Source organism: Pararhizobium antarcticum, from assembly GCF_001885585.1.
Classification (GTDB): Bacteria; Pseudomonadota; Alphaproteobacteria; order Rhizobiales; family Rhizobiaceae; genus Pararhizobium; species Pararhizobium antarcticum.
Genome location: NZ_LSRP01000151.1, coordinates 99,594 through 121,453 on the forward strand (window position 1 = coordinate 99,594; position 21,860 = coordinate 121,453).

General features: G+C 61.4%; 17 protein-coding genes and 1 pseudogene. 5 read left to right on the plus strand and 13 right to left on the minus strand.

What is annotated here, in order from left to right; genetic code table 11:
• Positions 1-22: 22 nt before the first annotated feature.
• The 3 genes from AX760_RS25595 to AX760_RS26950 form a co-directional block, all read right to left on the minus strand.
• Positions 23-3,325, minus strand: coding sequence for a c-type cytochrome (locus tag AX760_RS25595; RefSeq protein ID WP_071835836.1), 3,303 nt, complete (start codon positions 3,323-3,325; stop codon positions 23-25).
• Positions 3,326-3,371: 46 nt separating this feature from the next.
• Entirely contained in the window at positions 3,372-4,631 is a 1,260-nt protein-coding gene (locus AX760_RS25600) for a ferredoxin reductase family protein (protein ID WP_071835837.1), read from the minus strand.
• A gap of 218 nt (positions 4,632-4,849) precedes the next feature.
• Positions 4,850-5,116, minus strand: coding sequence for a hypothetical protein (locus AX760_RS26950; protein WP_071835838.1), 267 nt, complete (start codon positions 5,114-5,116; stop codon positions 4,850-4,852).
• 124 nt (positions 5,117-5,240) lie between these two features.
• On the opposite strand from AX760_RS26950, the gene AX760_RS27880 reads away from it, so the two are divergent.
• The 3 genes and pseudogenes from AX760_RS27880 to AX760_RS25620 all read left to right on the plus strand — a co-directional run bounded on the left by AX760_RS27880 (position 5,241) and on the right by AX760_RS25620 (position 8,649).
• Complete coding sequence (locus tag AX760_RS27880; protein ID WP_071835839.1) at positions 5,241-7,208, plus strand: M10 family metallopeptidase C-terminal domain-containing protein; 1,968 nt, start codon at positions 5,241-5,243, stop codon at positions 7,206-7,208.
• Between the two features lie 211 nt (positions 7,209-7,419).
• Positions 7,420-7,635, plus strand: a pseudogene (locus AX760_RS25615) (ABC transporter permease); the annotation flags it as partial.
• A gap of 393 nt (positions 7,636-8,028) precedes the next feature.
• A complete protein-coding gene (locus tag AX760_RS25620; RefSeq protein ID WP_071835840.1) occupies positions 8,029-8,649 on the plus strand; it encodes a GntR family transcriptional regulator in 621 nt (206 codons plus the stop codon).
• A 68-nt stretch (positions 8,650-8,717) separates the two neighbouring features.
• Here AX760_RS25620 and AX760_RS25625 read toward each other — a convergent pair whose 3' ends face one another.
• The 5 genes from AX760_RS25625 to cysG form a co-directional block, all read right to left on the minus strand.
• Positions 8,718-9,533, minus strand: a complete 816-nt coding sequence (locus AX760_RS25625) for a ferredoxin--NADP reductase (protein ID WP_071835841.1) — start codon at positions 9,531-9,533, stop codon at positions 8,718-8,720.
• 156 nt (positions 9,534-9,689) lie between these two features.
• The gene (locus AX760_RS25630; protein ID WP_071835842.1) at positions 9,690-10,190 is read right to left on the minus strand and encodes a DUF934 domain-containing protein; all 501 of its coding nucleotides are present in this window, start codon (positions 10,188-10,190) and stop codon (positions 9,690-9,692) included.
• 10 nt (positions 10,191-10,200) lie between these two features.
• On the minus strand, positions 10,201-11,871 hold the full coding sequence (locus tag AX760_RS25635) for a nitrite/sulfite reductase (protein ID WP_071835843.1): 1,671 nt from the start codon (positions 11,869-11,871) through the stop codon (positions 10,201-10,203).
• 14 nt (positions 11,872-11,885) lie between these two features.
• Positions 11,886-12,200, minus strand: a complete 315-nt coding sequence (locus tag AX760_RS25640) for a DUF2849 domain-containing protein (RefSeq protein WP_071835844.1) — start codon at positions 12,198-12,200, stop codon at positions 11,886-11,888.
• A 1-nt stretch (position 12,201) separates the two neighbouring features.
• Entirely contained in the window at positions 12,202-13,671 is a 1,470-nt protein-coding gene (gene cysG / locus AX760_RS25645; RefSeq protein ID WP_071835845.1) for a siroheme synthase CysG, read from the minus strand.
• A 258-nt stretch (positions 13,672-13,929) separates the two neighbouring features.
• Here cysG and AX760_RS25650 point away from each other — a divergent pair, with 258 nt between their 5' ends.
• Together AX760_RS25650 and mazG are read left to right on the plus strand one after the other, a co-directional pair.
• A complete protein-coding gene (locus AX760_RS25650; RefSeq protein WP_071835846.1) occupies positions 13,930-14,517 on the plus strand; it encodes a deaminase in 588 nt (195 codons plus the stop codon).
• A 5-nt stretch (positions 14,518-14,522) separates the two neighbouring features.
• Entirely contained in the window at positions 14,523-15,356 is an 834-nt protein-coding gene (gene mazG, locus AX760_RS25655) for a nucleoside triphosphate pyrophosphohydrolase (protein WP_071835847.1), read from the plus strand.
• Between the two features lie 169 nt (positions 15,357-15,525).
• Here the strand turns inward: mazG and hflX are convergent, their stop codons facing one another.
• From hflX to AX760_RS25680, 5 genes are all read right to left on the minus strand, one after another.
• Positions 15,526-16,851, minus strand: coding sequence for a GTPase HflX (hflX, locus tag AX760_RS25660; RefSeq protein ID WP_071835848.1), 1,326 nt, complete (start codon positions 16,849-16,851; stop codon positions 15,526-15,528).
• A gap of 78 nt (positions 16,852-16,929) precedes the next feature.
• Positions 16,930-17,172 (minus strand): RNA chaperone Hfq, encoded by a 243-nt coding sequence (gene hfq / locus AX760_RS25665; protein WP_018325164.1) that lies wholly within the window; start codon positions 17,170-17,172, stop codon positions 16,930-16,932.
• Between the two features lie 110 nt (positions 17,173-17,282).
• Entirely contained in the window at positions 17,283-18,146 is an 864-nt protein-coding gene (locus AX760_RS25670; protein ID WP_071835849.1) for a D-amino-acid transaminase, read from the minus strand.
• A 57-nt stretch (positions 18,147-18,203) separates the two neighbouring features.
• Entirely contained in the window at positions 18,204-19,568 is a 1,365-nt protein-coding gene (gene ntrX / locus AX760_RS25675) for a nitrogen assimilation response regulator NtrX (RefSeq protein ID WP_071835850.1), read from the minus strand.
• A complete protein-coding gene (locus AX760_RS25680) occupies positions 19,558-21,831 on the minus strand; it encodes a sensor histidine kinase NtrY-like (RefSeq protein WP_071835851.1) in 2,274 nt (757 codons plus the stop codon). The genes ntrX and AX760_RS25680 overlap by 11 nt, the downstream gene beginning before the upstream one ends.
• Between the last annotated feature and the right edge of the window lie 29 nt (positions 21,832-21,860).

Sequence of the window (21,860 nt, forward strand, 5' to 3'; positions counted from 1 at the left end):
CGGCCGGCCCGCCACCCTGTCTTTACCTGATCTCGAACGTCACCATCTGGACACCGCTCGCACCATTGTCGTTCTCCGCCTGCTTGGCGAGGTTGATCGCCAGTCCGCGCGTCGCCGGCTGGTTCGATGTCCTGACCAGGTCTCGGGCCTTTTCAGCCGAAAGCCTGGCATCCCCAAGCCCACCGGCGCGGCAATAGGCGATCATGGTTTCGGCCGGCGCCGGTGTATCGAAGGTCAGATTGCCGCTTCCGGGCTGCGGGATCAGGCGCCTCTCGCCCGCCTGCAACGTCGTGCTTCCGATCATTGCGGCCGGAATGATCTCGACATTGCCGGTCTCCTCCACATACAGCACCTGCAACTCGCAAGCCTTGTTGGAGCTCAGCTCGAAGGTCAGATGATCGCCCACCCTGGCCGTGGTCGAGCTGACATAGAGTGCCAGTTCCAGCTTCTGGTAGTCCTTTGCCTGTTCCTGGCGATAGGCCGGTGCGGCGTCGGCAAGATTTGCCGGCTTCACATAGGCTTCCTCGTTCTTGGCGGGCGCGACATAACCGGCCTTGAAGTCGATCTTGCCGGCGTCGCTGCCTCCCTGGATCTCGACCTGGTCGACGTCAGCCGCCGCGTAGACATTGCTCACGTCAAGCGGTTCCAGCTGCATCAGCGGGTAGACCAGCAGCGGATATTGCTGCTCGAGTTCGGCGCGCGGGATCGTGCCGCCCGCTTCAAGCGTCGTTACCCAGTCGATGCCGAGCCGAAGGGCATCGAGATCCGTGACACGACGGATTGCCTCGGAAAACGCGTCCGGGGTCATGTCGAACTCCGACGCCAGCGCCTCGAAATCGAGTTCATCCTCGTATTTATCGGCGAAGTAGGTGAAAAGCTCCGCATTGCCGGGTGCAAGAATGCTCTGCTGCCCGCCATCCGGCGTCGGCTCCGTGACGCCGAGCTTTTCCAGCGCCGCAACAAAGCGTTCGCGGTCCTTGTTGTAGGCTTCGTCCAGTTGCTCCTGCGGCACATACATGGACAGCAAGACATCCTGCTGGTCCTTGCTGAACAGCGTCGATGTCTGGATGTGCTCGCGCAACTGATCACGCTTCGACAGAATGCCGTTTGCATGGCAGTCGAAGCACGACCGGGCATTGATGATCTCGATGCCCTTGCCGATCGGCCGTTCACGGAACGAGACGATCGCGGTTGGCCCGACATCGATCTGCTTGCCTTCTGCAGTCGACAGGTAGTAGCCCTGCAGGCCATTCGGCAGCGAGAAGATCATCTCACCACCATCATGCTCGAAGGAGGTCAGGTGGGTGTCCAGCGGCTCCAGTTCCTTCGGTCCATGCGGGAAACGCTTCAAGACCTGCTTGCCGACATCGCCGCCGAAGTCATAGGACTTCCAGTAATAGCCGCCAAACGGCATATCATGGCGTTCCAGCATGCGGTTGTGGTCCGACACGCCCGAGGAACCATCGGCAAAGCCGGCGCGGATCACCTTGCGACGACGGATGTTTTCATCCACGTCGATCTTGAAACGATGTTCAAGGTCGCGAATCTGCGTCGGCAGCTTCATCAGGTAGTTGTAGATGTTCGGTCTGGCGCCGAAGCTCATGAACCAGTCGATCCGCATGATCGGCAGGACCGTTTCGGTTTCCTTGCTGAGCGCCCGCAGCGACGCGTCGCTGCCCGGATCGACGCCGTAAAAATACTGGCTGATCAGGAAGTTGTAGTCCTGCTCCGACCATTCGAGATCGCGCAGGTCAACCCGCACCAGAAGCCCGTTGGTGTCTTCGACTTCCTCCGGCAGCACCAGTTCGGGGCCGTAGGAGAGCGAGTTTAGGAGCTTCTTGAAACCGCCGGCGAGAACGTCCATGCGCTTCATGAAGGTCTTGTCGTCTTCGCAGCCCATCATGCCGTTATACTGGTTGCGATAGGAGAAGTAGCGCATATACGGCCGGTCGAGTTCGTTGACATTCGAGATATCCTTGAGGGCCGCTTCGATGAAGTCGCCATAGGACAGCATCGGACGCACCCGCTCCGGCTTGCTCGCCGCCGTTTCCGGAAGATCCGTTTCGGTCAGCGCATTGATCCAGTCCTCGAGGCTCTTGACCTCTTCGGCTGTCGGACGTTTGCCAAGCGGCATGCGGCCGCTGGTGACGGATGTGAAAAGGCGGGACTTCGACGCATCGCCCGGCGTCACAAAGGTCGCATCGGCTGCAATCGAAGCGAGGTCGCCGGCCGGATAGCTGCCCTGCGAGCCCTCACCCGGGCCATGGCAATTGCGGCAATATTTGCCGATAAACGCATCCGCCGCTCCGGCCAGGGCTGCGTTGTCGCCGGACAGCGCACTTGCGGGTGTGCTTTCCTTGCAGACAGCCGTCGTCGATTGCGCCACCGGTTCCGGTGCCTTCACCTCCCGGTCGGCCAGATAGGCATACATGGCGGTGCGGTCATCCTCGGAGAGCGCCGCGAGCCCCTTTGCGATCTCGCGCATGACGGGATCGTTGAGCGGGGCGCCCGACAGTTTCTTGCCCTCTTCCATCAGGCCGACGGTGAAGATATCGGGCGATGCCAGAGACCCCATCTTGGCCTTGGTGATGTCAGGGGCCACCGCCCCCGTCAGGCCCTTTTCCCCCTCGTAGGCCCGCTCCTTGTCGAGACCGTATGTGGTGGTGCGCGGCGTGTGGCAATCGCCGCAGCCGCCGACATTTTCCACCAGGTAGCGGCCGCGCTCCATCTGCGTTTCCTCGCGGGGCTGATAGGCCGTGACGTTGAAGTGACTGCGCTTCCACAGCGTGATCGTCGTTTGCCGGCTGAACGGAAAGGCGATCTCGTGTTCCTTCGACACGGCATCCGCCTGCGGCAGCGTTTCGATATAGGCCTTGATATCCAGCACATCCTCCGGCTTCATGCCGCCATAGGACGTGTAGGGCATGACGGGATAGAGGTTGTCGCCCTCGCCATCGAGGCCAACCATGACGGCATTCAGGAAGCGGGCATTGCCCCAGCCGCCGATGCCGTTGGAATGGGCTGAAATGTTCGGGGCGAAGAACTTGCCGATCGCCGTGTCCATCGCCATGCCGCCTGAGAGCAGCGCGGTATCCGCGCCAGAGCCGTGGCAGGCGCCGCAACCGGCGGCACCGAACAGATACTTGCCGTTTTCGGCATTGGCCTTGTAGGTTGCATAGGCGTCGTCGGCGAAGGCGTCGCGCGCCGAGGCGGTCGTCGGACACTGAACCATCGCCGCAGTGACGAACGCCAGGATCCACGCCGGCCGCATCAGGCGGACCCGTGCGCTGGAAAGTCCTTCAGGCAGTTTCCCGAACATGCGCATGGCTTGTTCTCCTTGCTTTCTGAAATGATCGAAACGTCTATGCGTCTTATCGGAACTGGAACTGCTCGAACTCGACACGTCTGGGTGCCTTGCCGAGTGCTTTCAGCCCTTTTTCAATGGCTGCTCTCAAGGGCGGCGGGCCGCAGAACCAGAGGTCTGCTTCGCCAGGGTCCACCGTGCTGGCCGCCACGATCTTCCCGGCGTCGAGGCGACCGTCCTTGGCGGAATCATGCAGGCTGAAACTGAAATTCTGCAGCTTTTCGGCCTGCGTCTCGAAGGTTTCGAGGCCGATCGCCTCGCTGCGGTCACGCACGCAATAGACAAGATGGATATCCTGTCCCTCGTCACCCCTAAGGCGGCTGGCCATGGCCAGAAACGGCGTAATGCCGATGCCGCCGGCGAGCCAGATCTGCTTCTTGCCGCCACGCCTGTGGTTGAAGTGTCCGTAGCCACCCTCGAGCGTCACCGCATCGCCGACAGCAATGCCCTCGCGCAGGGCTTTCGTATAGTCGCCCAGCGCCTTGATCGCGAAGCGCACGACGCCATCATCGTCGATCCCCGCAATCGTGAACGGGTGCGGCTCGCGCAGGCCGGGCTTGTTGACGCGGAAAAACCCGAACTGGCCGGGTTTCGCCTTCAGCGCCCGGCCGGTCGGGCGCGCCGAAATGATCGTCGCCCCCTCGTGGCGGTTGACGTCGAACACTTCGTAGCTGCGCGTGCGCATCCAGGGCAGAAGCTGCGTGTAGATATAGCTGGCGATGCCGATGGCCGCGAAGACATTGAGATAATTGGCCAGCAGCGCCGTGCCGTCATAGGGCCGCTTGATGAACATCTGGTGGAAGGCGACCATGACGAACAACAGCCCGATAAGCCGATGCGTGATCCGCCAGAGGTGATAGGGGATCTCGATCCGGGTGCGCGGAACGATCTTGACGAGGCTCAGCACCAGAAGGATGACAAAACCATAAAAGGCATATTCCCCGGCAAAGGCTGCAAGCTGGTTGAGGCCACTGGTCAGGGCCAGGCCCTTGAAATCCGGCGTGATGAAGTAGTGCGCCAGGATCAGCACGAGAACGGCGATGCCGATTTTGCGATGCAGCTGGTAAATCCGGTCGAGCCCGCCGAACAGCCGTTCGATAAGGGGGGGACGCGTGGCCAGAAACTGGGCAATGCCCATGCCGACGAAGGCCATGGATGATGCAACGAGCGAAAACGTCGTGCCGGCATTGGTATGACTGACGGCAGGCACGGCAAGCAGGCCTGCAAAACCAATCAATGACCAGACGATGTATGCACCCGCAGTCAATTTGCGCCCCCCACAAATATCACCGGCAGTCGACAGTTCCCTTGGGTTCAAGACTGGCAAGGCCCATGGGGTTCGTCAACTGCTATTGTAGCTCTTACGGATTGAGGATCGGCTTTATTCGGCTGTCCGAAACTTTATGGTTGCGGCGTGCCTGATGAAACACGAATCCGGATGTCTGCCTCGGCGATGATACCCGAAGCTTGGCAAGGAGGCGACGATCATTTCCGCTCCATCGCCTCAAGTGCCTGCCGGGCCTCCTCGACCAGAGGATTGCCCGGATGGCGGCGAATGAAACGCTCGAGCGCCGCGCGTGTGTTCTTGTCCTTGGCCCGCGCCAGTTCGGAGCGCAGGGCAGCATCGGCATCTGGCGGCGGCAGCATGTTTCCTCCGGTTTCGCGCGGGCTTTTTTCAGCAGCCACGACCTCCCCCGTCACCAACCCCGGTGCCGAAACCAGCAGGATAGCAAGCCATTGCACCGCGCGCATCAATCAACTCCCGAAACAGCAAGGCATCGTCTGGAAACCGAAGCTTTAACCCTCTTTCTTAAACTGGTTTTCTCGAATCGCCATCAAACTTATAGTTTCTCCTCCTGCGCATGGAAAACGAGATATGACTGGAACCAACAAGACGATCAAGTTTGTGGCGGACACCGGAAACCAGCTCATTGACGGGCTCATCTCGACCTATGCCTGGGGCGGGACCGCGATCACCTACGCTTTTCCTACGAGTGCAAGCAGCTACAGCTACGCGGGTGAAAAGAACGATGGTTTCGCCAGCATCTCGTCGGCGCAGATAAAGGCCGCCCGGTTTGCGCTGGACAAGAGCACCGGCACTGCCGCCAATGACGGCTTTTCCGTGGAAGGTTTTACCAATCTCAGCATTTCGGAGGGCAGCGCTTCGACGGCAACCCTGCGCTTCGCCCAGTCGAACGAGCCAGCCACAGCCCATGCCTATTATCCTTTCGCCGATGCGAGTGGCGGCGACATCTGGTTCGGCACCGACTACAACTATCGCTCGCCGGTTGCCGGAAACTATGAGTGGCATACGCTGATCCATGAGCTTGGCCATGCGCTTGGCCTCAAACACGGTCATGAAACGGAATTCCCTGGCGCTCTTCCCAGCAACAAGGACTCCCTCGAATATTCCGTTATGACCTACAGGACTTTCATCGGCGATGATGCCCAGGGTTACAAATACGAGGCGTTCGGCGCGCCACAGACGTTCATGATGGCAGACATTGCAGCCCTGCAGCACATGTATGGTGCCGATTTTTCGACGAACAACGGCAACACCGTCTACAAATGGACACCCGGGAGCGGAAACACCATCGTCGACGGCACCATTGCCGTCGCGCCCGGCGCCAACCGGATTTTTGCGACGATCTGGGATGGTGGCGGCGTCGATACGTTCGATCTGACAAGCTATAGGACAGGCCTCAAGGTCGATCTGCGAGCCGGTCAGCATTCGTTGTTCAGCGAAGACCAGCTTGCCTATCTCGATGGCGGACCGAATGACGGTTATGCCCGTGGCAACATCTTCAATACCCTGCTTTACAATGGCAATACGCGGTCGCTGATCGAAAATGTAAAAGGTGGCTCCGGCAATGATTCCCTGCGCGGCAACCAGTTGGCCAATTCCCTGTCCGGCAATGACGGCAACGATACGCTGAATGGCGACAAGGGCAATGACAAGCTCTATGGCGGCGCAGGCAATGATACCCTCATCGGCGGCTCGGGGGCCGACACGCTCTCCGGCGGTACCGGCACGGATACGGCATCCTATGCAACGGCAACGAAGGGGGTTGTCGCCAATCTCGCGGCGCCGCAGCAAAACACCAATGACGCAGCGGGCGACACCTATTCGTCGATCGAAAACCTGACCGGTTCGGACTTCAGCGACCGTCTCTACGGCAACAGCGGCAACAATGTCATCTCCGCCGGCAAGGGAAACGACCTGCTTGTTGGCGGTGCGGGCGCGGATAGGTTTTCGGGCGGCACCGGCACCGATACGGTCGCCTATACAAACGCGACGAAGGGGGTTGTCGTCAATTTCAACACGCCGGCGGCCAATACCAATGATGCCAGGGGCGACAGCTTTTCATCGATCGAAAATCTCACCGGCTCAAGCTATGCCGATAAGCTTTATGGCAATAGCGGCGCCAATGCGATCACCGGCGGCGGCGGCGCGGATCTGCTCAGCGGCGGCGGTGGCAGGGACTGGCTCTACGGCGGTGCCGACGCCGACGATCTCTACGGTGGCAGCGGTGCCGACGTCTTTGTCTACAAGGCCGTGACCGACACCGGCAAGACAGTCGCGGCGGCCGATACGATCTTCGACTTCAGCATTTTGGACGGCGACAGGATCGACCTGTCGGCGATCGACGCCAATATCAAGGTGTCCGGCAATCAGGCCTTCAGCTTCGTCGGAACATTCACCGGCGCCTCGGCCGAGGTTCGCTTCGTGAAGGCCACGTCCGACACCTATGTCTACGGCGACGTCGACGGTGACAAGAAGACCGACTTCATCATCAATCTCGATGATGCCGTGACGATGCAGCAAAGCTATTTCATCCTTTGATCCTCGGCGCTCAACGATCTGCTGGTCTTCCTCGATTTCTCCTGGACACAGGGCCGGCATGCGGCAAGCATTGTTGCGGTTGGCAACCTCGTCGCGCTGATCATTCTCTCGGTCGCAGCAGCCGTCGCGGCTCAGGGCCGGGACGCTTGCGAAGCGGACACTGCGGGCCCGAACATCGATGAGATCGGTGACAAGGAAACGCTTGCCGCAAATCGGCCTCTTCGCTTCATGGTTCGTGTTCAACGGGTGGCAAGCCAGCACGATCGGCGCGAACAACGCCAGTTTGTCCTTCCAACTGACGATGAACAGCAGCGTCATGCTGACGGCGGGGCTGCTCGGCCTGGTGATCGGTGTCGTCGGCGGCGCGCTACCGGCCTTCTCCGCCACCCGTCTGCCTCTGACGGTCGCTTTGCGGGCGCGGGGGTGATGCGTCGGCGTTTCGCACAGATCTCTTCGAAGGGAACGACGGCCCCTTGCCATCCGTGGCGGCAGGCATTGCCCACCTTGTTTGACCATTCGGGACGCCAAAACGGCGGGCGCAGCGGGCGGCAAATCCGCGTCCCCATCAGTCGAGCCTGGCCAGACAACAAATAACGTCCGTGTATTTCTTCGTCGCTGCAATCGTGTTATCGCCAGTCGCCGCGAACTGAAGCGCCGGTCAACGCTTTCAGTTCGGTCTCGTCGTGATGGTCTCGGCGGGAATTTGTCACAACTGCGAGGCCGGTGGATTATCCCTACGCTCGGCAATGTGGTATATCAGCAGTCTTGCCATCCCAGTTGGAGCCTATCCTTGCCTGATATACCAGAAAGATCCAGATCTGTGTCGCGATCATCATCGCAGGCCCATCTGGCCTATCTGTCGCTGGAAAGCCTGATCGTCACGCTGAAGTTGGCGCCGGGCTCGCTGGTCACCGAAAAACAGCTGATCGAACTGGCCGGCCACGGGCGCACGCCGGTGCGCGAGGCGATCCAGAAACTGGCCTGGCAAGGCCTGATCGCCGTGCGCGCCCGGGTGGGCCTGCAGATTTCGGAGATCAAGCCGGACGATCACCGGCATGTCATGGACGTCCGCAGCCGGCTCGAACCGCTCGCCGCCGCCCTGGTGGCGGAGCATGCAAGCCTCAAACAGCGCACCGCGTTGATCGAATGCGCGCAGCACATGACGGCCTGCTCGATCAATGCCGACATGGAGGGGTTTCTGTCGGCGGACAAGGCCTTTGACGAGATCATGGAGGCCGCCTGCCCCAATGCTTTCCTGACCGCCGCACTCGCCCCCCTGCAGACCCATGCCCGCCGCCTCTGGTTTAAGGCCGCATCGGCCGAGCATATGGACCAGTCGGTGGATCTCCATGTGAAGGTCATTCGCGCCATCCACCAGGCCGATGCGGCTGCAGCTTCCGCAGCGATGACAAAACTGCTCGCCTATCTCGCGGATCGCTGATTCCGACATGAAAAAGGGCGGCTTGCCCACGCAAACCGCCCCTCACCGTCCGGAATATGTGTTGGCGATCAGCCGACGAAGGCACGCTCGATGACGAATTCGCCCGGCTTGTTGTTGGCGCCTTCGGTCAGGCCGGCCGCCTCGAGAATTTCCTTGGTTTCCTTCAGCATCTCGGTCGAGCCGCAGATCATGCCGCGGTCAATGGCCGGATCGAAGGCCGGAAGCCCCAGGTCTGCGAAGAACTTGCCGTCGCGCATCAGATTGGTGATGCGGCCCTTGAAGGGATAATCCTCGCGCGTCACCGTCGCGTAGTGGCGCAGCTTGTCGCCAACGAGTTCGGCGAGGAACTCGTGATTGCGGATTTCCTCAATCAGGTCGAAGCCATATTTCAGCTCGGCGACATCGCGCGTCGTATGGGTCAGGATGACCTCTTCGAACTTCTCGTAGGTTTCGGGATCGCGGATCAGGCTTGCGAAAGGCGCGATGCCGGTGCCGGTCGAGAACATGTAGAGGCGTTTACCGGGCGTCAGCGCGTCGAGCACCAGCGTGCCGGTCGGCTTCTTGCGCATCAGCACCTGATCGCCGGGCTGGATCGACTGCAGATGCGATGTCAGCGGACCGTCCTGCACCTTGATCGAGAAGAATTCGAGTTCATCATCCCAGGCGGGGCTGGCGATCGAATAGGCGCGGTAAATCGGCTTGCCATCGACCATCAGGCCGATCATCGCAAATTCGCCGGAGCGGAACCGGAATTCGGCCGGGCGCGTCATGCGGAAGCTGAACAGCCGATCCGTATAATGCGTCACCTTCGTCACCGTTTCGGCGAACACGCCGGCGGGGATGGTTGCGGGAACAAATTCTTCGACCTTGGCAGGAGCGTTCATCGTGGTCTTGGTCCTGTATGGTGAGCAGAGAGATCAGCTTTAGGCGGATAAAGCACCGATACGGCAAAGGAAAGCAAATCCGTTCCAATTATACGCTGCTTTGCGCCAATTGCCTTGCTTCAGACTGTCGCGGGCACTTTTGTCGAGAAGCGGGCTTCAGGAAACCCGCCGCCAGCTGTAGGATTTGGCATCCGCCGAAGCCCGCGCCGTTGGCTGGTAGTGATTGTCGATGCCCGGAAGCCGGCCCTCCGACAGGCGCTGGATGGCCGTCGCGTTGGTCACCGCGAAACTGTCGATGCCGCAGCGCAGCATCAACGGCACCTGGTCGATCAGCACATCGCCCACAGCGCGGATCTCGTTTTCGAAACCAAGCCGCTCGCGCAGCAACGACGCATGGCTGAAAGCCCGGCCATCGTTGAAAGCCGGGAATGCGACCGCCACGATCGCCAGCCTTGCCAGATAGGGCTCGAGCCGTTTGACGTCATCGGCCGGCTTGACGAGTACGCCCAGACCGACATCGTTGCTTTCATCGGCGCGCGCAATCAGCGTGTCGATATCCAGCAGCGGCTTCTGCTCGTCGTTTGCCTTGAGCTCATCGGTTTCGACGATCCACGGATCGTTGTCGACAAAACCGGTCTCTTTCCAGATCTTGGTCATGGCTTTTCCCTTATGCCGCTGCTGACGAAGAGCCGTAAAGCGCGAGCTTGAACGGCTGCGGACCGACACGGCGATAGGCTTCGAGGAAGGTTTCCGACGCGTCGTTGCGCAGGCCAAGATAGGTATCGACGATGGTCTCGATCGCGTCGGTGACCTTTTCAGGCTCAAAACCGCGGCCGATGATCTCGCCGATCGAGGTGTTTTCGTCGCCGGAACCGCCCAGTGTGATCTGGTAGAGTTCAGCACCCTTCTTCTCGACGCCGAGCAGGCCGATATGACCGACATGATGGTGGCCGCAGGCATTGATGCAGCCGGAAATCTTGATCTTCAGCTCGCCGATCTCGGCCTGGCGCGCCGGATCGCCGAAGCGCGTCGAGATTTCCTGTGACAGCGGGATCGACCGCGCATTGGCCAGCGCGCAATAGTCGAGCCCGGGACAGGCAATGATATCGGTGATCAGGCCGGCATTGGCCGTTGCCAGCCCAGAGGAGACGAGACCGCGATAGACGGCTTCGAGATCGGCCAGCGCCACATGCGGCAGGATCAGGTTCTGCTCGTGGCTGACGCGAATTTCGTCGAAGGCGTAGTCTTCGGCGATATCGGCGACAAGGTCCATCTGGGCATCGCTGGCATCGCCCGGAATGCCGCCGATCGGCTTCAGCGAGATCGTTACCATGCCATAGTCCGGATGGCTGTGCGGCTTTACGTTCTGGTCGACCCAGCGGGCGAAATTCTCGTCCGCCTTTTTCCAGCGGGCAAGGTTCGCCCAGCCTTCAGGACGCTCCGGCATGGCCGGCAGGGCAAAATAGGCTGTGATCGCCTGGATATCGGCATCCGGCAGTTTCAGTTCGGTGTTCTTCAGGTCGGCAAATTCGACATCCACCTGGCGCGCCAGTTCCTCGGCGCCGGTTTCGTGCGCGAGGATCTTGATGCGGGCCTTGTACTTGTTGTCACGGCGGCCATGCAGGTTGTAAACGCGCATGATCGCAGTCGTGTAGGACAACAGGTCCTCTTCCGGCAGGAAGTCGCGGATCTTCTTGGCGATCATCGGCGTGCGGCCCTGGCCACCGCCGACATAGACGGCAAAGCCGATCTCGCCCTGGTCGTTCTTCTTCAGGTGCAGGCCGATGTCGTGCACCTGGATGGCGGCGCGGTCGTGGGCTGCCCCGGTGACGGCAATCTTGAACTTGCGCGGCAGGAAGGAGAATTCTGGATGCACCGACGACCATTGCCGCAGGATTTCGGCATAGGGGCGCGGGTCGGCGATCTCGTCGGCGGCGGCGCCGGCAAAATGATCGGCCGTGACATTGCGGATGCAGTTGCCGGAGGTCTGGATGGCATGCATCTCGACCGAGGCAAGCTCGGTCAGGATATCCGGCGTATCCGACAGTTTCGGCCAGTTGTACTGGATGTTCTGGCGGGTGGTGAAGTGGCCATAACCGCGGTCATACTTGCGCGCGATATGGGCGAGCATGCGCATCTGCCTGGCATTCAGCGTGCCATAGGGAATGGCAACCCGCAGCATATAGGCGTGCAGTTGCAGATAGACGCCGTTCATCAGCCGGAGCGGCTTGAAGGCATCCTCGGCAAGCTCTCCGGAAAGGCGGCGTTCCACCTGATCGCGGAACTGCTCGACGCGGTCATGGACAAAGGCGTGGTCGAATTCATCATAACGATACATCGGTCTTCAATTCCTCAGGCAGCATGGACGGGGCCGGCAAGGCCCTTGTATCCGGGGGCGTATTCCATCGTCGGGCCTTCGGCGCGAATGCGCTCGCGCAGGCGCAGCGGACGCAGCACGCCGTTGACTTCTTCGATGTCGATGACGTTGACGTCAACCACCTTGTTGTCGGCAAACGCCGTTTTACCGGTCGATTCGAGTGCCGAAACCGCCTCGGCATGGCGCGCCACAAACGCGTCCTGGAGCGATTCCACCCAGTTGCCGGCGGCATCCAGCCAGACCGAGATGCCGTCCGAAAGGCGGTTGGCAGTCAGCACTTTGTCGACCATGTCAGTTCCTCAACTCGTCTTCTTGTGTTTCACGCTCACCGGGCGCGGCGACAGCGGCATCGGCCAGCCTGCCCGCCTGCCTTACCAGCGGCTCGGAATGTTCGAAATTGGCGCCGGCGACCGCATCGCCAATGATCACCATAACCGGACCGTTCAACTCGTTGCGGTGTTCCAGGTCGGGCAGGTCCCGCAGCGTGCCATGCAGCAGGCGACGGTCGTTGCGGCTGGCATTCTCGATGACCGCCACCGTCGTTTCGGCAGGCAAGCCGGCTTCCATCAGCCGTGCAGCGACCGATGCGGCCACTGTGCGGCCCATATAGACGGCAATGGTGGCGCCGGAAATCGCCAGTCGCGCCCAGTCGGGCAAAACGTCGCCGGTCAGGTCATGGCCGGTCGTGAAGATCAGCGAGGAGGCCACGCCGCGCAATGTCAGCGGCAGCTCGAAATCGGCAGCTGCAGCAAAGGCCGAGGTGATGCCGGGCACGATCTCGTAGCTGATGCCGGCTTCGCGCAAAGCGGCCATTTCCTCGCCGGCGCGGCCATAGACGAGCGGATCGCCGGATTTCAGCCGCACGACGCGCTTGCCTTCCAGGGCAAGGCGAACGAGAAGCCGGTTGATCTCGCCCTGCGACTTCGAATGACAGCCCTTGCGCTTGCCGACGGAGAGGCGTTCGGCATCGCGCCGCCCCATGTCGACGATCGCCTGCGGCACCAGCGCATCATAGACCAGAACGTCGGCTTCCATCATCACGCGCTGGGCGCGCAGCGTCAGAAGATCCTCGGCACCCGGACCAGCGCCCACCAGCCAGACATGGCCGGGCACATTGCCCAGGGTCTTCAAGAGACGGGTCGCCTCGCGCCGCGCAAAAGACGTGTTTCCAAGTGCCACCTGATCGGCAACCGCGCCGGAAAAGAACCGGCGCCAGAAAACGCGACGGGCAACGCCGCGCGGCAAAAGCCGGTCGACGGCGCGCCGGTAGCTCTGCGCCAGGCTGGCCAGCGCGCCAAGCGACGGGGAAAGGATCTGGTCGACCTGCGCCCGGATCATCTGGGCGAGCACGGGACCGGCGCCTTCCGTTCCGATGGCAACGGCAACAGGGGCGCGATTGACCAGAGCCGGCGTCAGGAAGTCGCAGAATTCGGGCTGGTCGACCGCATTGGCGGGAATTTTAGCGGCCCGGGCCGCAGCGACGATCACCTGGTCCTGATGTTCGTCACCGGTGGCGGCAAAAACCAGCACCGCGCCCTCGACCTGCTGCGGCACAAAGGCGGCGCTAACGGTGGTCACGGCATGCTGCGCCAGATAATCGGCGAAATCGGCCTGCGGGTTCTCCGCGAAGACGGTGATAGCGGCCTGGGTGTTGCGCAGCAGCCGGACCTTGGCATAGGCCTCGTCCCCATTGCCAAACACCGCCACGCATTTCTGCGCAACGCGGAAGAAGGCCGGGAAGACGGTCAGCTGTTCGGTCATATCAGAGAATAATCATCCTGTTACAGGTCTGGCAGACTATCGTCTTTATAGGCTGGAAATTGAAGAAACAGAAATGCGGATGCCTTTGCCGTCCCGTATTGTTTTGCTCGTCTTTCCTGAAATGGCGCAAATATCTCCCCTTGCTCCGCAGAAATCCCGTCTTCGTCGCCTTGTCGGGGATGACGCATGGCAGGGATTGCGCATCTGCAGCAATACCCGCTAAATGCTGAAAACCAAGCCCCCCGGAGCCTTTTCACCATGGAACAACAGGACCTGGCAAAACGCCTGCTTGACGTCATCGAGGACGACATCCTGCCTTTGACCGAGCGCGGCGTCGCCGCCGGCAACAAGGTTTTCGGCGCTGCCATCCTGCGCAAGTCGGATCTGTCGCTGGTCGTTGCCGAGACCAACAATGAAACCGAAAATCCGCTCTGGCATGGTGAAGTGCACACGTTGAAGCGATTCTACGAGCGCGCCGACAAGGCCGACACCAAGGATCTGATCTTCCTGTCGACGCACGAGCCCTGCTCCATGTGCCTGTCGGCGATCACCTGGGCCGGTTTCGACAATTTCTACTATTTCTTCAGCCATGAAGATTCGCGTGACGCCTTCGCCATCCCGCACGACCTAAAGATCCTCAAGGAGGTTTTTCGGCTGGAACCCGGCGGTTATGCCAGGAACAACGCCTTCTGGCGCTCTGCCGCCATTGCCGATCTGGTGGCCACGTCGGAAGAGGAGGCAAAGACCGCGCTGCGCCGGCAGGACCAGCGCATTCGCGCCCGCTATCAGGCCCTGTCAGAGACCTACCAGTCGGCCAAGGACACCAACGCCATCCCGCTGAACTGAGAGCCATGCACCCTTCAAAAGACATCCAGCGCCTCATCGATATCATGGAAGCCCTGCGCCAGCCGGAGACCGGCTGCCCCTGGGACATTGTCCAGACCTTCGAGACCATCAAGCCATACACGCTCGAGGAGGCCTATGAGGTCGCCGACGCGATCGAGCGCAACGACATGGATGATCTCTGCGACGAACTGGGCGATCTTCTGCTGCAGGTCGTGTTCCATGCCAGGATGGCCGAAGAAGCCGGCGATTTTTCCTTCGGCGACGTGGTCGAGGCGATCACCAGAAAGATGATCCGCAGACACCCGCATGTCTTTGCCCGCTCGCAGGCCGACACGCCCGCAGCGGTCAAACTGCAGTGGAGCGAGATCAAGCAGACGGAAAAGGCCGAACGCCTCGAACGGCGGGCCCGTCGGGGTTTGCCGGAAGACGCAGACAAGGGCTATCTCGGCTCTGTCCAGCGCAGCTTCCCTGCCCTCGTGGAAGCGCTGAAACTTCAGGAGCGCGCCGCCAAGGTCGGCTTCGACTGGTCGTCACCGGAACCGATCCTAAACAAGATCGAGGAGGAGATCGCCGAACTGCGCGAGGCTCTCGCATCGAACGACAAGCGGAAGGTCGCCGACGAACTGGGCGACCTGATCTTCGCTGTCGTCAACATCGGCCGCCATGTCGGCGCCGACCCGGAAATGGCGCTGCGCGGCACCAACACCAAATTCCGGCGTCGGTTTGGCCATATCGAGACGGAACTGGGAGCGTCCGGCGAGAGCCTGCAAGAGGCGACGCTGGAGCGGATGGAAGGATTGTGGCAGGCGGCCAAGGCGATCGAGCGGCAGCTAACGTAACGGCAGGAAGAACTTGCGTCTTCACGCTGCGTCATCCTCGGCCTTGCGCCGAGGATCTATGAAACCTGTGAAATCAAGCCGTTGAAGATGCTCGGGGCAAGCCCGAGCATGACGCAGTTGCACTGTTCAGGCCGTGCCAGAACGCCGCAAACGCGACGAAGGCAGGCCCCTACCAGTCCTTCGCCACAGCCTTCGGCCCATTGCCCAACCTGCGGTCCAGTTCTTCCGATTCGCTCGGTGTCATGCGAAGATCGAGGCTGACAGAGCCGTCTTCCATGTCTTCGCGGCCGTCCACCATCGTGTGTTCGTAGACCCAGGACAGCAATTGCAGCTTGTTGGCGGGCAGCACGACATTGCATTCCATCAGGACGCCTGACAGGCGCTCGCCGATGACATCGAGCAGATGATCGACGCCCTCGCCTGACACGGCGGATACCGCAAGCGTGTTTTCCGTGTGCTCAGCCTTCTGGACGATGCTGTCATGGGCTTCCGGATCCAGCCGGTCGATCTTGTTCCAGACCTCGATGATGCGCTCCGAGCGCGCCTTCTCGTCGATGCCGAGATCGGTCAGGATGCGCAGCACGTCCTGTGCCTGCACCTGGTTGTCCGGATCGGAGAGATCGCGCACATGCAGGATGAGATCGGCTTCCAGAACCTCTTCGAGCGTCGCGCGGAAGGCGGCGACCAGATGCGTCGGAAGGTCCGAGATGAAGCCGACGGTGTCCGACAGCATGACCACCCGGCCATGCGGCAGCTTCATCCGGCGCAGCGTCGGATCGAGCGTCGCAAACAGCATGTCCTCGGCCAGCACCTCGGCGCCGGTGATCCGGTTGAACAGTGTCGATTTTCCGGCATTGGTATAGCCGACCAGCGCCACGATCGGGTGCGGCACCTTCTTGCGCTTGGAGCGGTGCAGCTGGCGGGTGCGGCGCACCTGGTCCAGCTCCTTCTCCAGCTTGATGATCTTGTCCTGCAATTGCCGACGGTCGGCCTCGATCTGGGTTTCACCCGGACCACCCATGAAGCCGGCACCACCGCGCTGGCGCTCAAGGTGGGTCCAGCTGCGCACAAGCCGGCCCTTCTGGTAGTTGAGATGGGCCAGATCAACCTGCAGCGTGCCTTCCTTGGTGGAGGCGCGGCGGCCGAAGATCTCGAGGATCAGACCGGTACGGTCGATGACCTTGCCGTTCCATTCCTTTTCCAGATTGCGCTGCTGCACCGGGGTCAAGGGGTGGTCGACGATGACGAGGCCGGCATTGTGCTCCTCGAGCAGCTGGCCGATCTCCTCGATCTTGCCGCTGCCGAGCAACGTCCCGGGTTTTGGCTGCGCCACCGGAACGATCATGCCATGCACGATCTCCAGATCGATGGCACGCGCCAGTCCGATGGTTTCCTCAAGCCGGCTTTCGTCGGACCGCGTCGTTGTGGCCGCAGCGATTTCAGCATTCTGTCGTCCGGTCTTTTTCAGGACCGGGACGATGACGACGGCGCGCATGTCATCGCGGAGCTTTTCCAGCTCCGGGATGACCGATGACGATTTTGTATCACGTTTGGTAATTGACTTAACGTCCTGTCAGGAGGCAGATTCTTCGCTTTCGAACATCTGCATCGGCTGGCCGGGCATGATGGTCGAAATGGCGTGTTTGTAGACGAGCTGGGAGTGTCCGTCACGCCGCAAAAGGACGCAGAAATTATCGAAAGACGTCACCACGCCCGTCAGTTTAACACCATTGATCAGAAAAATCGTCAATGAAATCTTCTGCTTGCGGACCGTATTGAGAAAGAGATCCTGCAAGTTCTGAGAACGTTCCGCCATCGCGCCGCTTCTTTCTTATTTGCCGGCCCAAACGGCCGGTTGTCTCTGTGATTTTAAATCCCGAAGCGCCGGTTCGAACCTCTCCGCCCAACGCCCCATCGGATTTGGTATCAAATCGCAGTCTTTTCCGCAATGTCGAAAAAGGCCTCGCGGATATTCTGTGACACGGTGCCGGGATGGCCATTGGCGATGGTTTTTCCATCGATGGCTACCACGGGAAAACAGATGCTGGTGGCGGCCGTGATGAAAACCTCGCGCGCCGCCAGCATCTCGTCGCGCGTGAACGCCCGCTCCTCGACCACAAGGCCAAGCGTCTCAGCGACATCCATCAGCGTCGTCCGCGTGATGCCGCGCAGGATGCCATGCTCCGCCGGCCGGGTGCGAAGGCAGCCCTCCGCATCGACGATCCAGACATTGGTCGCAGCCCCCTCTTTTACCGTGCCGTCGGGATCGACGAAGATCGCCTCCTGGGCGCCCTCTTCCCTGGCCGTCTGCCGCGCCAGCACATTGGCAAGCAGGCCGATGGTCTTGATGTCGACCCGGTCCCAGCGGTTTTCCGAAACGGTAATCGCCTTGATACCCTGGCTGTTCTTCTTGGCAATCAGCCCCGCATCGGTGCGCTTGGCCGTGACGACGATCGTTGACGGCGTGCCGTCGGCGGGAAACACATGGTCCCGCCGGGCGGCGCCGCGGGTCACCTGCAGATAGAACAGGCCGTTTTTGACGCGGTTGCGGCGCAGCACCTGGCGGATGACCACGACCAGCGCCGCCCGGGCCATCGGCCATGCCATGCGCAGCTCCGAAAGCGACCGGTCAAGCCGGTCGAGATGGCGCGTCAGGTCGACGATCAGCCCGTGCCTGACTTCGCAGACCTCATAGACCCCGTCGGCAAACTGGAAGCCGCGATCCTCGATGTGCACGCCGGCCTCGGAATGCTGAACATAGGCACCGTTGACATAGGCAATTCTCGACATGGCAGACCTGGCAGGACAGAGGACAAAGCGGAGTGCAGGAACGGAAACAAACGACGTTTAGACGCCGAGCGATTTCAGCTTCCGGTGCAAAGCCGACCGCTCCATCCCGACAAATTCCGCGGTGCGCGAGATATTGCCGCCGAACCGGTTGATCTGGGCAATCAGATAGTCGCGCTCGAACATTTCACGCGCCTCGCGCAGCGGCAGGGTCATGATGTGATGATCGCCCTGCGCGGAAATCTTCGGCAGGCTGTCGCCGACTTCGGTCGGCAGCATATCGGCTGAAATCGGCGTGTCCGGGCCGTCGCTGCGGGCGAGAATCATCAGCCGCTCGATATTGTTGCGCAACTGCCGGATATTGCCCGGCCAGCCATGGGCCTGCAGCACCGCGAGGGCATCATCGCCGATCTTGCGCGAACGGATACCCGCCTGCTCGCTGATCTGGCGCATGAACATGTCGACCAGGAAGGGAATGTCCTCGCGGCGTTCGGCCAGCGCCGGCACGCGCACGGGGATGACCGCCAGCCGGTGGTAGAGATCCTCGCGGAATGCGCCCTCGGCGATCTGGCTTTCGAGATTGTAGGCGGTCGAGGAGATGATGCGCACATCGACCTTGACGCGCTTGGAGCCGCCGACCCGCTCGAACTGCTGGTCGACCAAGACGCGCAGGATCTTGTTCTGGGTCTCGCGCGGCATTTCGCCGACCTCGTCGAGATAGAGAATGCCGCTATGGGCCTCTTCCAGCGCACCGGTGCGGCGCGGCTGTCCCGGCGTCGCCTCGGTGCCAAACAGCGCCACCTCCATCCGGTCAGGCGTGATCGCGGCCGCGTTCAAGGCCACAAAAGGACCGCCGGCGCGCGATGACTTGCGGTGGATCATGCGGGCGACGAGTTCCTTGCCGGATCCCGATGGCCCCTGGATCATGATCCGGCTGTTGGTCGGCGCAACCTTCTCGATCGTCTGGCGCAATTGCGAAACCGCAACCGAGGTGCCGATCAGCTCGACCGGATCGCCGGAGCGCTTCTTCAGTTCCGAGACTTCCTTCTTGAGCTTGGAGTTCTCCAAGGCGCGCTCGGCAATCAGGATCAGGCGATCCGCCTTGAAGGGTTTTTCGATGAAGTCATAGGCGCCGCGGCGGATGGCCGAAACCGCCGTCTCGATATTGCCATGGCCGGAGATCATCACCACCGGCAGGTCCGGGTGGCGGCTCTTGATCTCATCCAGCAGCGCCAGCCCGTCGAGCCGGCTTCCCTGCATCCAGATATCGAGAAACACCAGCCGCGGCAGCCGGTCGCCGATCGCCGCCAGCGCACTGTCGCTGTCGAAAGCCGTGCGGGTTTCGTGTCCTTCGTCGGACAGGATGCCGGAAACGATCTCCCGGATGTCCTCCTCGTCGTCCACTACCAGAATATCAGCGGCCATCTGTCCTGTCCTTGTCCTGTCTGTCGTCAGCGCCGGCGGCCTGTCCCGCCGGCGGTAGAATGATGCGGATCATGGCACCGTGACCACCATCGAAATCGGCGGGCGCATCGTGCAGTTCCAGTTGCCCGCCATGATCCTCGATGATCTTCTTGACGATCGCGAGGCCAAGGCCGGTGCCTTTTTCCCGCATCGTCATATAGGGCTCGAGGATGCGGTGGCGATTTTCCGTCGGCAAACCCTTGCCATTGTCGATAATGTCTACGACGAACTGGCCGGTGCTTTCATTCAGTCGCGACCGCACCATGATCTTCTGCTCGGCCCGAACCGCATCTGCCGGCAGGGCTTCGATCGCCTCCGCAGCATTCTTGACGATGTTTCCGAAGGCCTGCCCCAGCATCCGGCTGTCGAACTGGCCGTCCAGCGGAACCTCGCCGAAATCGCGGATGAAGGTAATATCGCTACTGCCCATTTCGCGCAGGAAGACCGCATCTTTCAGGATATGCCGAAGATCGGCCTTCTCCTTGGTCGGCTTCGGCATGCGGGCAAAGGACGAAAACTCGTCGACCATGCGGCCGATATCCTCGACCTGGCGCACGATCGTATCGGTGCACTGGTCAAAGACGGTGCGGTCGTCGGGGTCGATCTGCTTTCCGTAGCGACGCTTCAGGCGCTCGGCAGAGAGCTGGATCGGCGTCAGCGGGTTCTTGATCTCGTGGGCGATCCTGCGGGCGACATCGGCCCAGGCGGTCGAGCGCTGGGCAATCACGAGGTCGGTGATGTCGTCGACGGTGATGACGTAGGATTCCTTGGCGTCGCGGGTTTCCTCGCGTGTCACCTGCACATTCAGCGTCCGCTCGGTGCCGCCGCGCATGATGTTGATCTGCTTGCGGTAGTCATTGCGGTGACGGCTCGCCGCCTCGCTCAGCACCTGGTCGATTTCCGGCGCGACATCGCCGAGCTTCTCGCCGACGAGATCGAGCATGGAGCGCGACAGGAACACCTCCGACGAGGCATTGGCGATGGTAATCCGGCGATCGTCCTCGACGCCGATGACGGCAGCCGTGACGCCCGACAGCACCGCTTCGATGAAGCGGCGGCGGTCGTCCATCTCGTCCTTCGCCTCGAGGATCTGATCGCGCTGCGTGCGGATCTCGGCGATCATCTTGTTGAAGGTGCGCGACAGGCTGCCGACATCGCCATCGACGGCGCGCACGGGAACGATGACGCTGAGATTGCCGGAGGCAACGCTGTCGGCGGCGCCGATCAAAAGCCGGATCGGCCGGACGATGCGGTCGGCAACCGCAATCGCCGTCCAGATGGCCGCCAGAAGCACGATCAGGGCAAAGCCGAGATAAAGCACGCCGAAGGCGATCTGCAGCGAGGTCCGCCCCTGCTCCAGCGCCCGGTATTCGGCAGTATTCTCCTCCATCAGCCGCATCGAGCGCATGACCTTCGCATCGACCGTGCGCACCGCGTAGAGATAGGCGCCGGAGATGTTGTCGATCGGGATCACGGCGCCGACGAGATTGGTGATGCCCGGCGGAATCAGTGTCGGCTGGCCTGAGACGGTGCTTTTCAGCGCATCGATCGGGATGGCCGGTAAAGGTCGGGCGGTCGGGATATTGGCCTGCAGGATGGCCGAGCCGTCGGCGCGCACCAGGAAGGCCCCGAGCATGCCGCGCCCCAGCGCCTGCCGCGTCATCAGCTCGGTAAAGCCGGTGCGGTCAAGGCTGTAGAGCTGACGGTTGCGCTCGAGGTCGTTGGCCATGGAGACGGTCTGGCCCTGCAGATAGCTGGCATTCTCCAGCACATAGGCCCGTGCCACATCGAGCGAGGAACTGACGATCGACTGGGTGCGCAGCGAAAACCAGCGGTCCAGCCCGACGTCCAGCGTGATGCTGGCAAAGATCGCCACCAGAATGGCGGGCGTGATCGCGACGATCGAAAACAGTGCGACGATGCGCACGTGCAGCCGGGCTGCAGCGCGCCCGCGATTGCGCGCTTTCAGGAGCCTCAGGATCTCACGACCGATGAGGAAAAGCAGGCCCAGCACGAACAGGGCATTGACGGAGGCCGAGGCGATGACGATCGGCGTTTCCGGTCGGACCGGGGTCAGCCCCAGAAGCACGAGAAGCGAGACGATCGCGCAGACGAGCGCGCCGGTTGCGACCATCAGTCCGGGCAAGGCAAACAGCGCGCGCCGGTCATGGGCGATCACCACGCCGTCCTCTTCTGCCAATGGCAAAGTCAGCCCGTCTGCCATCAGAAACGCGTCCCCCCCGTCCGGCGCCC

What these genes read in the sequence shown, in the direction of transcription:
- AX760_RS25595 (WP_071835836.1), bottom strand. Translation starts at nt 3,325, where the DNA reads ATGCGCATGTTCGGGAAACTGCCTGAAGGACTTTCCAGCGCACGGGTC.
- AX760_RS26950 (WP_071835838.1), bottom strand. Translation starts at nt 5,116, where the DNA reads ATGCGCGCGGTGCAATGGCTTGCTATCCTGCTGGTTTCGGCACCGGGG.
- AX760_RS27880 (WP_071835839.1), top strand. Translation starts at nt 5,241, where the DNA reads ATGACTGGAACCAACAAGACGATCAAGTTTGTGGCGGACACCGGAAAC.
- AX760_RS25625 (WP_071835841.1), bottom strand. Translation starts at nt 9,533, where the DNA reads ATGAACGCTCCTGCCAAGGTCGAAGAATTTGTTCCCGCAACCATCCCC.
- AX760_RS25630 (WP_071835842.1), bottom strand. Translation starts at nt 10,190, where the DNA reads ATGACCAAGATCTGGAAAGAGACCGGTTTTGTCGACAACGATCCGTGG.
- AX760_RS25635 (WP_071835843.1), bottom strand. Translation starts at nt 11,871, where the DNA reads ATGTATCGTTATGATGAATTCGACCACGCCTTTGTCCATGACCGCGTC.
- AX760_RS25640 (WP_071835844.1), bottom strand. Translation starts at nt 12,200, where the DNA reads ATGGTCGACAAAGTGCTGACTGCCAACCGCCTTTCGGACGGCATCTCG.
- cysG (WP_071835845.1), bottom strand. Translation starts at nt 13,671, where the DNA reads ATGACCGAACAGCTGACCGTCTTCCCGGCCTTCTTCCGCGTTGCGCAG.
- AX760_RS25650 (WP_071835846.1), top strand. Translation starts at nt 13,930, where the DNA reads ATGGAACAACAGGACCTGGCAAAACGCCTGCTTGACGTCATCGAGGAC.
- mazG (WP_071835847.1), top strand. Translation starts at nt 14,523, where the DNA reads ATGCACCCTTCAAAAGACATCCAGCGCCTCATCGATATCATGGAAGCC.
- hflX (WP_071835848.1), bottom strand. Translation starts at nt 16,851, where the DNA reads ATGCGCGCCGTCGTCATCGTCCCGGTCCTGAAAAAGACCGGACGACAG.
- hfq (WP_018325164.1), bottom strand. Translation starts at nt 17,172, where the DNA reads ATGGCGGAACGTTCTCAGAACTTGCAGGATCTCTTTCTCAATACGGTC.
- AX760_RS25670 (WP_071835849.1), bottom strand. Translation starts at nt 18,146, where the DNA reads ATGTCGAGAATTGCCTATGTCAACGGTGCCTATGTTCAGCATTCCGAG.
- ntrX (WP_071835850.1), bottom strand. Translation starts at nt 19,568, where the DNA reads ATGGCCGCTGATATTCTGGTAGTGGACGACGAGGAGGACATCCGGGAG.
- AX760_RS25680 (WP_071835851.1), bottom strand. Translation starts at nt 21,831, where the DNA reads ATGGCAGACGGGCTGACTTTGCCATTGGCAGAAGAGGACGGCGTGGTG.